12 protein-coding genes are annotated in these 14077 nt (G+C 67.8%); 3 read left to right on the top strand and 9 right to left on the bottom strand.

The genetic code is table 11. The annotated features are described in order from the left end of the window. Positions 1 to 8 precede the first annotated feature (8 nt). The 7 genes from ACEN9Q_RS00225 to ACEN9Q_RS00195 form a co-directional block, all read right to left on the bottom strand. A complete protein-coding gene (locus tag ACEN9Q_RS00225; RefSeq protein ID WP_495626970.1) occupies positions 9 to 980 on the bottom strand; it encodes an FAD:protein FMN transferase in 972 nt (323 codons plus the stop codon). After that, a complete protein-coding gene (locus ACEN9Q_RS00220) occupies positions 977 to 3061 on the bottom strand; it encodes a 4Fe-4S binding protein (RefSeq protein WP_495626969.1) in 2085 nt (694 codons plus the stop codon). Before ACEN9Q_RS00220 ends, ACEN9Q_RS00225 begins: the two co-directional genes overlap by 4 nt. A gap of 8 nt (positions 3062 to 3069) precedes the next feature. Beyond that, entirely contained in the window at positions 3070 to 4230 is a 1161-nt protein-coding gene (locus ACEN9Q_RS00215; RefSeq protein ID WP_495626968.1) for a porin, read from the bottom strand. A gap of 291 nt (positions 4231 to 4521) precedes the next feature. Further along, positions 4522 to 6267: a PQQ-dependent methanol/ethanol family dehydrogenase gene (locus ACEN9Q_RS00210; RefSeq protein WP_495626967.1), complete on the bottom strand. Its 1746-nt coding sequence runs from the start codon at positions 6265 to 6267 to the stop codon at positions 4522 to 4524. Positions 6268 to 6364: 97 nt separating this feature from the next. Beyond that, on the bottom strand, positions 6365 to 6745 hold the full coding sequence (locus tag ACEN9Q_RS00205) for a DUF779 domain-containing protein (RefSeq protein WP_495626966.1): 381 nt from the start codon (positions 6743 to 6745) through the stop codon (positions 6365 to 6367). 17 nt (positions 6746 to 6762) lie between these two features. After that, positions 6763 to 8283, bottom strand: a complete 1521-nt coding sequence (adh, locus tag ACEN9Q_RS00200) for an aldehyde dehydrogenase (RefSeq protein WP_495626965.1) — start codon at positions 8281 to 8283, stop codon at positions 6763 to 6765. 169 nt (positions 8284 to 8452) lie between these two features. Continuing rightward, entirely contained in the window at positions 8453 to 9394 is a 942-nt protein-coding gene (locus tag ACEN9Q_RS00195) for a beta-propeller fold lactonase family protein (RefSeq protein WP_495626964.1), read from the bottom strand. 147 nt (positions 9395 to 9541) lie between these two features. Here ACEN9Q_RS00195 and ACEN9Q_RS00190 point away from each other — a divergent pair, with 147 nt between their 5' ends. The 3 genes from ACEN9Q_RS00190 to ACEN9Q_RS00180 all read left to right on the top strand — a co-directional run bounded on the left by ACEN9Q_RS00190 (position 9542) and on the right by ACEN9Q_RS00180 (position 12707). Next, positions 9542 to 11662 (top strand): TonB-dependent receptor family protein, encoded by a 2121-nt coding sequence (locus ACEN9Q_RS00190; protein WP_495626963.1) that lies wholly within the window; start codon positions 9542 to 9544, stop codon positions 11660 to 11662. A gap of 78 nt (positions 11663 to 11740) precedes the next feature. After that, the gene (locus ACEN9Q_RS00185; protein WP_495628898.1) at positions 11741 to 12511 is read left to right on the top strand and encodes a class II aldolase/adducin family protein; all 771 of its coding nucleotides are present in this window, start codon (positions 11741 to 11743) and stop codon (positions 12509 to 12511) included. Positions 12512 to 12521: 10 nt separating this feature from the next. Beyond that, on the top strand, positions 12522 to 12707 hold the full coding sequence (locus tag ACEN9Q_RS00180) for a 4-oxalocrotonate tautomerase (protein WP_056450486.1): 186 nt from the start codon (positions 12522 to 12524) through the stop codon (positions 12705 to 12707). A gap of 12 nt (positions 12708 to 12719) precedes the next feature. Here the strand turns inward: ACEN9Q_RS00180 and ACEN9Q_RS00175 are convergent, their stop codons facing one another. Both ACEN9Q_RS00175 and pedF read right to left on the bottom strand, forming a co-directional pair. Continuing rightward, positions 12720 to 13565: a substrate-binding periplasmic protein gene (locus ACEN9Q_RS00175; RefSeq protein WP_495626962.1), complete on the bottom strand. Its 846-nt coding sequence runs from the start codon at positions 13563 to 13565 to the stop codon at positions 12720 to 12722. 7 nt (positions 13566 to 13572) lie between these two features. Then, entirely contained in the window at positions 13573 to 14046 is a 474-nt protein-coding gene (gene pedF / locus ACEN9Q_RS00170; RefSeq protein ID WP_056450482.1) for a cytochrome c-550 PedF, read from the bottom strand. Positions 14047 to 14077: the final 31 nt, after the last annotated feature.

The raw sequence follows: 14077 nt of genomic DNA, 5'->3' as shown, positions 1-14077 counted from the left end.
CTCCGCCCTCACGCCGCCGGAAAGCCGGACGACTTCCAGCGCGCGCCATCCTTGCCGATCGTGAGCAGATCCACGCCCGGCAGGTGCGCCGCCAGCGCGTGAGAACGGCGCGCGCCCATCACCATGAACGCGGTCGACAACCCATCCGCTTCGAGGCCCGTCGGTGCCAGCACCGTGACGCTCGCGAGCTCCGTCGGCGAATCGCCGCTGGCGGGATCGAAGATGTGGTGATGGCGCAGGTCGGACGTGAACGCGGACGCGTAATCGCCCGACGTGGCGACGCAGCGGCCGTCCAGCACGACGCTCGCCGCCAGCGCATCCTCGTGGCGCGGGTCGCGGATGCCCAGGCGCCAGCGCCGCCCGTCCGTCCGCCCCAGCGCGCCGTATTCGCCCGTGTCGACGAGCGCATGGCGGATGCCGTGCCGGCGCAACGCCGCCAGCGCCAGGTCCGTCGCATACCCCTGCGCCAGGCCGTTCAACGTGATCGCCATGCCCGGACGCGCCAGCACGACGCGATCAAGCCCCGCCTGCACGTGCGTCCAGCCGACGAGACGCTGCGCGCGCATGCGCTCGGATTCGGACGGCACGCCGTGCGCCGCGTCGAACGCGCGCCACAACGGCTGCACGGTGACGTCGAACGCGCCCTGCGTCAGGCGCGACAGCGTACGCGCATGCTCCAGCACCGTCAGCAGATGCCGGTCCGGCCCGTGCAGCACCTTGTCGCGGTTCAGCCGGAACACCTGGCTCGGCGGCTGGTGGAGGCTCATCAGGGCGTCGACGCGGCGCGCCTCGCCCAGCGCGGCGGCGATGGCCTGCTGCGCGGTTTCCGGGTCCGCATGGCGCACGGCGATGCTGATCGTCGTACCGAATGCGAGCGCGGCGCCGCTGTGCAGCGGCAGTTGGTCGGCTTCGGCCGCATCCACCGCGGCGCCGGCCATGCCGCCCAACGTGGCGGCGATGAAGCTCCTCCTGTGCATCATGGTCTCCTGTCGACGATGCCCGATACCGGCACGATCGGAATCGACCGCGCCCGCTTGCGTTCCAGTATCCGCGGCGCGCATTGCGCGTCGCTTGCGTGGATAACGACACATTCCATACATTGAAAACACTCCTCGTAGTCGACCGCGCCGCCGGGCGCGATCGCGTTGTAGCCGCAGCGGTGGCGGCAGGTCTGGCACGGCGTACCGCATTCGGCACGGCGCGGGATCCAGTCGAGCAGGCGCACGCGGCCCAGCAACGCCAGCGCGGCACCCAGCGGACACAGATAGCGGCAGAACGCCTTGTTGACGACCATCGCGAGCAGCAGCCAACCGACGGCATACGCGACGAACGGCCAGGCCCGCACGAAGGTCAAGGTGATCGCCGTCTTGAACGGCTCCAGTTCGACGAGCCTGTCGGCCCACGCCGGCGCCCACACGGCCGCCAGCAGGATCGCGGCCAGCACGCCATACTTCACGCGCTTGAGGCGCGCATCGAGCACGCGCCGCACGGCCAGTTGCGGCAATCCGAATGCTTGTCCGGCGAGTCCGGCGAATTCCTGCAGCGCGCCGAAGGGGCACAGCCAGCCACAGAACGTGCCGCGTCCCCACGCCACCAGCGAGACGAGCACGAACGCCCACGACGCGACCGTCATCGGATCGAACAGCAGGTAATCCAGGCCGCGTCCCGCGCGCAGCGCCTGCACGATGCCGGTGATGTTGACGATCGAAAGCTGGGCCTGCACCGCGTAGCCGATGAAACCGACGGTGAACAGCAGCCATGCGCGGCGCAGCCAGGCGAAGCGGCGCGCGTGTGCCACGAGCCAGCGCTGCTGCCACAGCGCGGCGCCGAGCAGCGCCAGCGCCACGCCCAGCACGATCAACGGTCCGCGCCGTGCCTTCCAGCTGGCCTGCCACGCCGGCGCATCCTCGTCCGGCGCCGTGTAGTAAGCGGCCGGCAGGCGATAGCCGAACGCGATCTCGCGCGTGATGCGCTCGGGATAGACGATACCCTTGCTGCGCGTGACCGGCAGCGCCAGGTCGAGCGCGCGCGCCGGATCGAGACCGGCCTGGCCGATCACGCGCAACAGCAGCATCTCGCCGGCAGGCAGATCGACGCCGTCGGCCAGCCGCGGCTCGATGTCGAGGTCGCGCATCTCGACCGGCAACCGGTCCTGGCGCAACACGATGCCGCGCGGGACGCTGCCGCGCACGAAGTCGTCGCCCGTGACCGTGTGGCGGCCGGCCGTCATCACGAGCAGCGCGTGGTCGCCCGGCTCCAGGCGCTCCTGCAGCCGGCGCCACGTGCGCGGCGCCAGCAGGTTGCGGCCGACGGCCGGCACCGAGGCCCAGGCGATCCAGACGTCGATGAAGACGTCGCCCGGTGCCGCCAGCGCCTGCGCATCCAGCCCGGCGCCGGCGCTGCCCGCGAACAACCGCTCGACGTCGGCATTCGATACGCGCACGTGGCGCACGAGGCCAGCATCCAGCAAGGCCGCCAGCGACATCGGCTCGAACCGGTCGCGGCGAATGCGGCCGATGCGGCCCGGATCGCGGCCCTGGGCGAAGCCGAGTTTGGCGCGCGCCACCTTCAGCGCGGCGGACAGCACGCTCTGGTTGATGATGCGGACCGACGCCGTCGCCTTGGACACGCCGTCAAGCTGCCCCGGCCCGCCGACCGTGATCCCCTGCGCCAGCGACCGGCCGCGGTACTGGCGCAGGAACGCGCGCAGCGGCGCCTCGCCCAGGCCTTCCATGAATACGGGTTCGTGTTGCGACAGCACGGCGACGTCGAGGAAGATCCCCTTCGGGTCGATCACGACGAGCAGGTTCGGCGGCACGCCGGCGAAGCCCGGCACGGGCGCCAGGTCGGCCGATTCGAACGCGTAGCCGACCAGTTCCGTCTTTGTACCGTTCTGCTTGAACAGCGGCCAGGCCGGGAGGTCGGCCGCCTTTGCGCCGACCGTCAGCGGCGCCGGGAAGCGCCGCGCGAGCTCCGCCTGCGTCAGCGTACCGGCATGCGCGGACGCGGACGCGGACATATGGACCAGTATCCAGCAGATGAAGAGGCGGAGCGGGCGCATGGCCGTCGTCAGAAGAAAACGATGCCGCCGACCGAACCGCCGTTCATGCGCGCGGTGGCGCCGCCAAAGCCTTTCGAACGGGTCTGCCCGATCTCGGCCACCAGCGTGATCGCGCTGTTCAGCGCATAGTAGGCGCCCGCGGTCAGGTTGGCGTTCGACTTCAGGCCGCCCGTGCCGGCGGCATTGTCGTCATTGGCGCTGCGGCCCCACGACAGTCCCAGCTTGAGCGCGTCGCTCGTCTTGAAGGTTCCCTGCACGAGGAAGTTCTTCGAACGGACGTCGCCCTGGTCGGCGTCGGACAGGATGCCCAGCGCCCGTCCCGTCTGCGCATTGACCAGCAGGCCGGCCGCGCCGAGCTGGCACGATGCGCCGGCTTCGAAGCCGTGCATCGTCAGGTCGCCGACGCCTGTCGTCGTGGACTCGAAGCGCTGCGACTTCGCGCCGAGCCACGCTTTGAAGCCGTCGTGCTCGACGCTCAGGCGCGCCTGCACCTGAGGACTCGATCGGGTCGCGTAGCGCGGACCGGCAATCACGGGCGTGTCGGACACGGGACTCATCACGCCGACGTCGAACCCGATGCCGGATGCGTTCTTCGGCGCGCTGTAGACGATCTGGCCGTACGTCCCCAGGTAGCTGTAGCCCGCGCCGATGTGGCCCAGGGTGACGCGTCCGCGCTGCGTGGCCTGCACCGGTGCGCCGGCGCCGACGAGCGTCATGTCGCCCAGGATCGCGTTGGCGCCGAAGATGCCGTAGTCGCGGCCTAGCTTGACGGTGCCGAGATCGGCGCGGCCGAACGTGAAGAACGCCTGGCGCACGTCGACCGTGCTGTTCTGCGCGATCGCGCTGTCGGTGGCCGTGGCCGCGTAGATGCCGATCTTGGCCGTGACGTCGTAGCCGCCCTGCGTCGACGCCACCGACGTCACGAGGCCGCTGGGCAGCAGACCGTTGCCGATGGTGGTGCGGTGGTCTTCGCCGCCGCAGCCGAGCGCCTTCCCGGCCAGCGCCAGGCCGCCGACGGCGTCGCCGCTGCACGAGACGGCCGTGTAATAGGCGTTGACGATGCCGCCGACGTTGACCGTCCAGTCGCCGGCCTTCAGGTCGACCGCGCACGCCTGCTGCGCGCATGCGGTCATCGCCGCCAGGACGGTGAATAGCTGAACCTTCTTCATTTGTCTCCTCGCTTTCTTGTTCGTTGTGGTGAGCACATCGATTCGATGTACCCACAGTGATGGCAAGTTGCGTGCCCGGTCGTGCACACGGGGAAAGCGGGGAGCGGCGGCGTTTTTGCTGTGACGAATCGGATCAGGTGTTCCAGTTTTGACCGTTCGAAACAAAACAGAATAAACGATATAAATAAAAAAACGGCGGCCGAAGCCGCCGCAAAACAGGGTCTTGACGCCGGCCGCCGCCGCGGCCGATGCATAACCCTCCCTGACCACACACATTACATCGTCAAATCCTCAGATCTTCGTGGCGAGCTTGAACACCCACACGGAACCTCCCTGTTCGAGGAAGTTGACCTTCTTCGCGACCTCGCCGCCCCACAGCGGCACGGCGCCGCCCCAGCCCGACACGACGGCCACGTATTGCGTGCCGCCGTCTTCCCACGTCACCGGCGGCGCGACGACGCCGGAACCCGTCTGGAACTTCCACAACTCCTTGCCGGACCTGGCGTCGACGGCCTTCAGGTAACCTTCCGGCGTGCCGTAGAAGACGAGGCCACCGGCCGTCGTCATCACGCCGCCCCACAGCGGTGCCGTGTTCTTGTCTTCCCAGACGATCTTGCCGGTCTTCGGATCGATGGCGCGCAGCGCGCCGATGTAGTCCTCGTTCAGCGGCTTGATCGTGAAGCCCGCGCCAAGGTAAGCGCCACCCTTCTTGTACGTGATCGGCTCATTCCAGATCTCCATGCCCCACTCGTTGGCCGGCACGTAGAACAGGCCGGTCTGCGGGCTGTACGCCATCGGCATCTGATTCTTCGCGCCCAGGAAGGCCGGCGCGGAGAAGACGGTCGAGCCCTTCTTGCCGTCGCCCGTCGTCGGATCGCCGGGACGGTTGGCGGCAATGAAGTTCGGGCGGCCCGTTTTCAGATCGATGCCGCTCGCCCACGTGATCTTGCGCACGAACGGGAAGGCATTCTGCAAATGGCCCGTCTTCGCGTCGATCACGTAGAAGAAGCCGTTGCGGTCGGCCTTGCCGCCGTAGCGCTTGCCGTTCATGTCGAACGTGACGAATTCGTTGGCGCCGTCGAAGTCCCAGGAATCGTTCGGCGTGTTCTGGTACGCCCACTTGATCTGGCCCGTCTCCGGGTCGAGCGCGATGGTCGACGACGAATACAGGTTGTCGCCCGGACGCAGGTGGCTGTTCCACGGCGCCGGGTTGCCGGTGCCGAAGTAGGCAAGGCCCGTGGCCGGATCGTACGTGCCGCCCATCCAGGTCGATGCGCCGCCCGTCTTCCACAACTCGCCCGGCCAGCTCTTGTTGACGGTGCCGGTGATGCCGTTCTCGATGGCCTTGCCGTCCTTGTCGTAGCGGTACCCCATGTGGCCTTCGACGGTCGGGCGCGTCCACAGCAGATCGCCCGTCAGCGGATTGCGGCCTTCCACGCGGCCGACGATGCCGAATTCGCCGCCCGACACGCCCGTGATCAGGACGCCCTTGGCGATCAGCGGCGCGGCCGTCATCGAATAACCGGCCGCGTAGTCGTCGACCTTTTCCTTCCACGCGATCTTGCCGGTGTTCTGGTCGAGGGCGACCAGTTGCGCATCCAGCGTACCGAAGATGACGAGATTGCCGTACAGCGCGGCACCGCGGTTGACGACGTCGCAGCACGGCATGATCGCTTCCGGCAGGCGGTGCTCGTACTTCCACAGCTTGTTGCCCGTCTTGAGGTCGATCGCGAAGATGCGCGAGTACGACGCGGTCACGAACATCTTGCCGTTGGCGATGACGGGCTGCGATTCCTGGCCCCGCTGCTTCTCGCCGCCGAACGAGAACGACCACGCGGGCACGAGCTGGCCGACGGTCTTCGTGTTGATCTGGGTGAGCGTCGAAAAACGCTGGCCCTGCGAGCCCATGCCAAAGGACAGCACGTTCTTCGTGTCCTTCGATGCATTCTCGAGCATCGCGTTGGTGATGTCGGCCGCCTGGGCGAGGAACGCCAGGGGGGCGAGTCCTGCGAGCAGGATGGTCAATCTCGTCTTCATGCTTTGTCTCCTTTGTTGTCGTTGTAGGGTGGGCACCCTGTGCCCACGCGACGCCAGCGTTACGCGTGGGCTCGGGGAGCCCACCCTACTGATGTATTTAAGGTGCGGGTGCCTGGTCGCGCAGCTGGCCGCACTCCTCGTCCGTGAACAGGCGCGAGCGCGCGAGGAAGCGCCGGCCCGTGCCGTTATCGAGCGAGAACATGCCGCCATTGCCGTCCACGACGTCGATGATCAACTGGGTGTGTTCCCAGTAGCCGAACTGCTCCAGCCCGATGTAGAACGGCGCCCCATCCAGGTTGCCCAGATAGACGTCGGTGTCGGAGAGGTCGAATTCCCCGGCGGCGTAGCACATCGGCGTGCTGCCGTCGCAGCAGCCGCCGGACTGGAAGAACATCACCGGCCCGTGGTGCCGCCGCAGCTCGCCGATGAAGGCCAGCGCGGCGGGGGTCGCAGTCACGCGTTCGATATTGGATGTCATGGCGCTGGCGGGGCAAATCAGAAGAAGCCCAGCGCTTTCGGGCTGTAGCTCACCAGCAGGTTCTTGGTCTGCTGGTAGTGGTCGAGCATCATCTTGTGATTCTCGCGGCCGATGCCCGACTGCTTGTAGCCGCCGAACGCTGCGTGGGCCGGGTACAGGTGATAGCAATTGGTCCACACGCGGCCCGCCTGGATCGCGCGGCCGACGCGGAAGGCGCGGCTGCCGTCGCGCGTCCACAGGCCGGCGCCCAGGCCGTACAGCGTATCGTTGGCGATGCGCAGCGCGTCCGCCTCGTCCTTGAACGTGGTCACCGACACGACCGGGCCGAAGATCTCTTCCTGGAAGATGCGCATGCTGTTGTCGCCCTTGAACACGGTCGGACGCACGTAGTAGCCGCCGGAGAGATCCCCGTCGTGCCTGGCCTGCTCGCCGCCGGCCAGCACCTGCGCGCCTTCCTGGCGGCCGATGTCGAGGTAGGACAGGATCTTTTCCAGTTGTTCCTTCGACGCCTGGGCGCCGATCATCGTGCCCTCGTCGAGCGGGTTGCCGGCCTTGATCTGCGCCACGCGCGCCAGCGCGCGTTCGATGAACTTCTCGTAGATCGATTCCTGGATCAGCACGCGCGACGGGCAGGTGCACACCTCGCCCTGGTTCAGCGCGAACATCGCGAAGCCTTCCAGGCATTTGTCGAAGAAGTCGTCGTCCGCGTCCATCACGTCGGCGAAGAAGATGTTGGGCGACTTGCCGCCCAATTCCAGCGTCACCGGAATCAGGTTCTGCGCGGCGTACTGCATGATCAGGCGGCCGGTGCCCGTCTCGCCCGTGAAGGCGATCTTGGCGATGCGCTTGCTCGACGCGAGCGGCTTGCCCGCTTCCAGGCCGAAGCCGTTGACGACGTTGAGGACACCCGCCGGCAGCAGGTCGGAAATCAGCTCGACCAGCACTATGATCGAGGCCGGGGTCTGCTCGGCCGGTTTCAGCACGACGCAGTTGCCGGCGGCGAGCGCGGGAGCCAGCTTCCACACGGCCATCAGGATCGGGAAGTTCCACGGAATGATCTGGCCGACGACGCCCAGCGGTTCGTGGAAGTGGTAGGCGTAGGTCTGGTCGTCGATGGTCGAGATGGCGCCTTCCTGCGTGCGGATGCAGCTGGCGAAGTAGCGGAAGTGGTCGATCGCGAGCGGGATATCGGCCGCCATCGTTTCGCGGATCGGCTTGCCGTTGTCGATCGTCTCGGCCGTCGCCAGCAACCGCAGGTTCTGCTCCATGCGGTCGGCGATGCGGTTCAGGATGTTGGCGCGGTCGGCCGGCGATGTCCTGGCCCATGCATCCCTGGCGGCGTGGGCGGCGTCCAGCGCCAGCTCGACATCTTCCGCCGTCGAACGCGCGATTTCGCAGAATGGCTGGCCGCTGATCGGCGTGACGTTGGCGAAGTACTCGCCCTTGGTCGGCGCGACGAAGCGTCCGCCGATGTAGTTGTCGTAGCGTTGGCGGAACGGATTGGCGACGCCGAGTTTGCTGATGTCCGCGAGATTCATGTCATCCTCTTTCACTATGAGTTGGAATTCGCCGTTGCCGGCGCTGGGTATTCGTTCGGTACATCCCTTCTTTCGCAAACCCCGTGCCAGCCCGCTTTCGCCTGTTTTTGCCGTGCCGGACCGCCCGATGCCGGCCGTTTCTGGTACAGGTGTCCCAAACTTGAACAGCTCAGCGGATCACCACGCCCCACGGCAGCCGGCCCACCGCGATGTCGCCCGTCTTGCTGCCCGCCGCCGTATCGATCACGGACACGCTGTCCGAGCGCCCGTTCGCCACGTACAGCCGGCTGCCGTCGGGCGTGAGCGCCATGTTCCACGGCCGTTTTCCGACCGCGATCGTGGCGTCCACCACGTTGCGGGCGGCGTCGATGCGCATCACGCTGCCGTCCGCGCCGTTCGACACGAACACCGTCCTGCCATCGGGCGCGACGACGATGCCGGCCGGGTTCCTCCCCGCCGGGATTGTCGCGATGCTGCGCCGGGTTTCGAGGTCCAGCACGTACACGGCGCCGGCCAGCTCGCAGGCCACATAGGCGCGTGCGCCGTCCGGACTGAAGCCGATGCCGCGCGGGCGCAGGCCCACGACGATCGCTCCCACCTGGCGCCGCGCGGCCACGTCGATCACGTCGACCTGCTCCGCGTTCTCGGCCGAGACGAGCAGCCAGCGTCCGTCGGGGCTGAACACGGCGTGCTCGGGATTCTTGCCCTGGACCGGGATGTCGGCGATGAGCGTGCGCGCGGCCGCGTCGATGAGCGCCACGCTGTTGGTGTCCTCCACCGCGACGGCGACCCAGCGCCCGTCGCGCGATGCATTCACGCCTTCGGGCGAGCTGCCGAGGGGGAGCGTGGCAAGCAGGGCGCCGCTGGCCGCGTCCAGCACGAGCAGCGCATTGGCGGCGGCGTCCGTCACGTACAGCCGCGTGCCTTGCGGATCGGCGGCGATGCCGCGCGGGCGCTTGCCGGCCGCGATCTGGCGCACGGCCACGTTGCTGGCCGTGTCGATGACGCTGACGCTGCCGGATTTTTCGTTGGGGACGTAGGCGAAGGGCGCGGCCTGCGCGGCGCCGCAGCCGAACGCCAGCAGGACGAACGAGAAACGGATGAGCGACATGATGATCCTTTCAGGTGTGGATGCGATACCGCCAGGATTGCAAGCGCCATGCCATGCGGGCAGCAGGTTTCCGGCTTGGCAGGTATATTGCTTGCCGTGATAGTCGGCGCCCGCATGACAGGGCGGACTATTCGACACGGAGACAAGATGGAATCACGTTTGAACTTTGTTGCGGCGCTGTTCGCGGCCGCCCCGCTGGCCTGCGCCGCAGCGCCCGACGGACCCGATGCACCCGATGCGCCGCTGAACGTGGTCGTCGTCAGCGCCACGCGCGCCGAACACACGAGCTTCGACCTGCCGGCCGCCATCGACGTCGTCGACGCCGACCGCATCGGCGCCGCCCAGCCGCGCGTGAACGCGTCCGAGGCGCTGGCCGCCGTGCCTGGACTCGTCGTGCAGAATCGCCAGAACTATGCGCAGGATCTGCAGATTTCCTCGCGCGGCTTCGGCGCCCGTTCTGCGTTCGGCGTGCGCGGCGTGCGCCTGATCGCGGACGGCGTGCCGGCCACGATGCCGGACGGCCAGGGCCAGGCCGCGACGTTCGACCTCGACATGGCCGAACGCATCGAGGTCTTGCGCGGCCCCTTCTCCGCCCTGTACGGCAACCACGCGGGCGGCGTCATTCAACTGTTCACGCGCGATCCGCACGGCGCACCGTTTGTCGAAACGAACGTCGCCGCCGGCAGCGATGGCATGCGCAAGACCGACGTCAACGCGGGCGGCAAGCAGGGCGCCTTCGGCTGGCTGCTGGACGGCTCGCGCTTCGAGACGGACGGCTACCGCGCCCACAGCGCCGCCACGCGCGACCAGGCCTATGCCAAGCTGACGTTCGACACGTCGGCCACGGGAAAGCTGACGGTGACGGGGAGCAGCCTGCGCCAGGACGACACGCAGGATCCGCTCGGCGTGACGTGGGCCACGTTCCAGCGCGACCCGCGCGCGGGCGAAATCGACGCGACCGACACGCAGACGCCCAAACGCACGCTGGCCGACCGCTACGACACGCGCAAGAGCATCCACCACCAGCAGGTCGGCCTGTCGTGGGATGAAAAATTCGGCACCGATCGCCTGCACGTGACGGTCTACGGCGGCAACCGCAGCGTAATCCAGTACCAGTCCTTTTCGAAAGCGTTCCAGGCGCCGGCCAGCCATTCGGGCGGCGTGGTCGATTTCGACCGCGACTTCTACGGCGTCGACGCGAACTGGCTGATGGTGCGCCCGCTCGGCGACGGACTGCTGCGCACGACCCTCGGCCTGGAAGCGGGCAAATCGAACGATGCGCGCAAGGGTTACGAGAACTACGTCGACACGACGTTCGGCGTGAAGGGCCGCCTGCGCCGCGACGAAGACGACGACGTGCGCAACGTCGATCCTTACCTGCAGCTGGAGTGGGAGCGCGGACCGTGGGTGTTCACGGGAGGCCTGCGCCACAGCCGCGTGAGCTTCGACGTCGCCGACCACTATCTCTCGAACGGCAACGACGGCGGCAGCGTCGACTATCGCCACACGACGCCGCTGCTGGGCGCCCTGTACAAGGTCACGCCCACGTTGAACGTCTACGCCAGCGCGGCGCGCGGCTTCGAGACGCCGACGCTCAACGAAGTGTTCTACTCGGGCACGGGCGGCGGCTTCAACTACCACCTGGGCGCGGCGACGAGCACGCAACTCGAAGCCGGCGCCAAGGCCCTCGTCGGCCGGGACGTGCGCGTGAACGCCGCGCTGTTCCAGGTGCGCACGCAGGACGAGCTGGTCGTCGACAGTTCCAGCGGCGGCCGCACCAGCTACCGCAACGCGAGCGCCACGTTGCGCCAGGGCCTGGAACTGTCGCTCGACGCCGACCTGCGCGCGGGCTTTTCCGCGCGCGTGGCGGCCACGCTGCTGCGCGCGATCTACGACGAGGCGTTCACCGGCGTCGCCGAGGGCAACCGCCTGCCGGGCGTACCGCGAACGAGCCTGTTCGGCGAGCTGGCGTGGAAGGATGCGGACGGCCGCCTGCAGGCGGCGCTGGAGACGGTCGCCGGCGGCAAGGTGTATCCGGACGACGCCAATGCCGCGATCCCGGCGCCGGGCTATGCGATCGTCAACGCGCGCGTGCAGGCCAGGCAGGCGCTGGGCGCGTGGCACGTGCGCGAGTACGCACGCGTGAACAACGTGTTCGACCGCACGTACGTCGGCTCGGTCATCGTCGGCGACAGCAACAAGCGATACTATGAGCCGGCGCCCGGACGCAACTGGGTGCTGGGCGCCAGCGTCCGGTATCAGTTCTAGTTTTGAATACGCGATACGCATAGCGTCTATGCAGGCAGGCATATGACCGATGTGCACGATGCCTGCTACGCTGGCGTGATGGACAGACTCGCGACAGCCGGCCGCACCGCATGCGGCCACCCCTCCCCCACCGAATGGCAAACCCGCATCGACCTCGCCGCGTGCTACCGCTTATGCGCGCTGTACGGCTGGGACGACGGCATCTACACCCATATCTCGGCCGCCGTGCCGGACGAACCGGGCCACTACCTGATCAACGCATTCGGCATGCGCTTCGATGAAGTGGCGGCGTCGAACCTGGTCAAGGTGGACAGCGACGGCAACGTCGTCGGACCGCTCGCCGCCCCGGTGAACCAGTCCGGCTTCCGCCTGCACGCGGCCGTGCACGAGGCGCGGCCGGACGCGGCCTGCGTCATGCACCTGCATAACCTGGCCGGCATCGCCGTCGGCATGCAGGAAAGCGGCCTGCTGCCGCTGTCGCCGTACGCGCTGCGCTTTTACGGCGAGCTCGCGTATCACGACTACGAAGGCATCGCGATGACGCCGGACGAGCAGGCGCGCCTCGTGCACGACCTGGGCGCCCGGCCTGCGATGCTGCTGCGGAACCACGGCAGCCTGACCGTGGGGCGCACGATCCCGGAAGCGTTCGTGCTGATGGAAACGCTGGACCGCGCCTGCGACGTGCAGTTGCGCGCGCAAGCGGCCGGTGTGCCGCTGCGCCAGCCGCCTGCGGCCATGTGCGTGACCGCGCATGCGCAGCTGCGAGGCGATGGCGCGCCCGAAGGCGTGCCCGAATGGCCTGCGCTGCTGCGCCGCCTGGACGCGGTCAGCCCCCGCTACCGTAATTAAAGGAACCCCTATGCCGACCATTAACGTTCAACTGTTCGACGGCCGCACGCCGGAACAAAAGCGCGCCTTCGTCCGGGCCGTCACGGAAGCCGCCGTCAGGACGCTCGAGTGCTCGCCCGAATCCGTCGACATCCTGATCCACGAAATCAAGCGCGAGCACTGGGCCACCGGCGGCAAGCTGTGGTCGGAGGAATAGCCGCCTTCCGCATCATGGCTTGACGGCCTGCACGCCGTACTTCGCAAAGATCGTCCGCAACTCGCCATTGGCCGCCATGTCGTTCAGCGCGGCCTGCAGCTGGCGCGCGAGGCCGAGATTGTCCTTGCGGACCGCCATGCCGATCGCCCAGCCGCCGCGCGGCAGGCGGTCGAACGGCACGTCCTGCAGCGGGAACGCGGGATCGCCCTTCATCACGGATTCGATCTGCGCGCGCGTGGCCAGCACCGCATCGAGGCCGCCTGCCTTCAGCTGCTCCAGCGCCTCGATCGCGGTCGGGTAGATGTGTACCTGCTCACGGAAGCGTCCCCCGCCCTCGCCCAGCATCACCATGCCGGAGATCGACACCTTCTCGACGCCGATCCGCTTGCCGGCCAGCGCGTCGACGCCATCGAACTGTGGAATGGCCCGCACGCTGCGCACGAGCCGCACGGTCTCCACGTAATACGGCGCGAAGATCTCGACCTGCGGATTCGCATTCATCAGCATGCGGTCGACGGGCACGTGCAGCATCACGTCGGCCGGTCCGTAGCCGAGGTAGTGGCCTTTCCACACCATGTTGCGCAGATCGTCGCCGAGATCGTCGCCGGCATTGAACGGCAACAGCGCCAGCTTCAATCCGAGCTTGCCGGCCAGCGCGGCGCCGAGGTCGGCGTCGATGCCCTGGCCGTGGTCGGAGAACGGCGCGAGGTCGTTGTAGACGGCTACTTTGAGGATGCCCGGTTCGCGCAGCACAGGTGCATCCGCGGCGAGGACGGCACCGGGTGCGGCGATGCCCGCACCCAGCAACAGGCCGGCCGCGAGCACGCGGCGGCGCGATGGCGATAGCGGGGTGGACATGGCCGCCTCAATCCGCGGCGCGGCGCGATTCGAGGTAGGTCTTGATGGCCCACATCGCTTCCTGATTGAACACGCCCTCGAACGGCGGCATGTAGACGGCGCCGTTGCGCACCTTGCCGTGGCGGATGCTGGTCAGGAAGTACTTGTCGGTCTCCTTGTAGCAGGCCTGTTTCTTGGTCTCGTTCTTGATGCCGGTGCAGTCGCGATCGAGCAGGCGCAGGTCGGGCGCGATTCCGCCGGATTCCGCTTCCAGCCCGTGGCAACGCGCGCAATTCTGGTTGTAGGCCGACGAGCCGATCTTGAGTGCGAGCTTGTTGGTGCGGTACGGATTCTCGTCGCGCCACTTGTCGCCCAGCGTGGGCAGGCCCGTTGTGTCGACGGCTTGCGGGATCACGTTGCCGTGCGCGCTGGCCCAGAGCGAGGTGAGTGCGGCGGCGCCGAGCGCCAGGGCACCGGCGGCGATGCGGATGGTGTGCTTCATGATGTCTCCTGTAGGTTTATCGGTCTATCCC

The sequence above is a fragment of the Massilia sp. Masssp93 genome, assembly GCF_059491295.1.
This window is presented reverse-complemented; position numbering and strand designations above follow the sequence as displayed.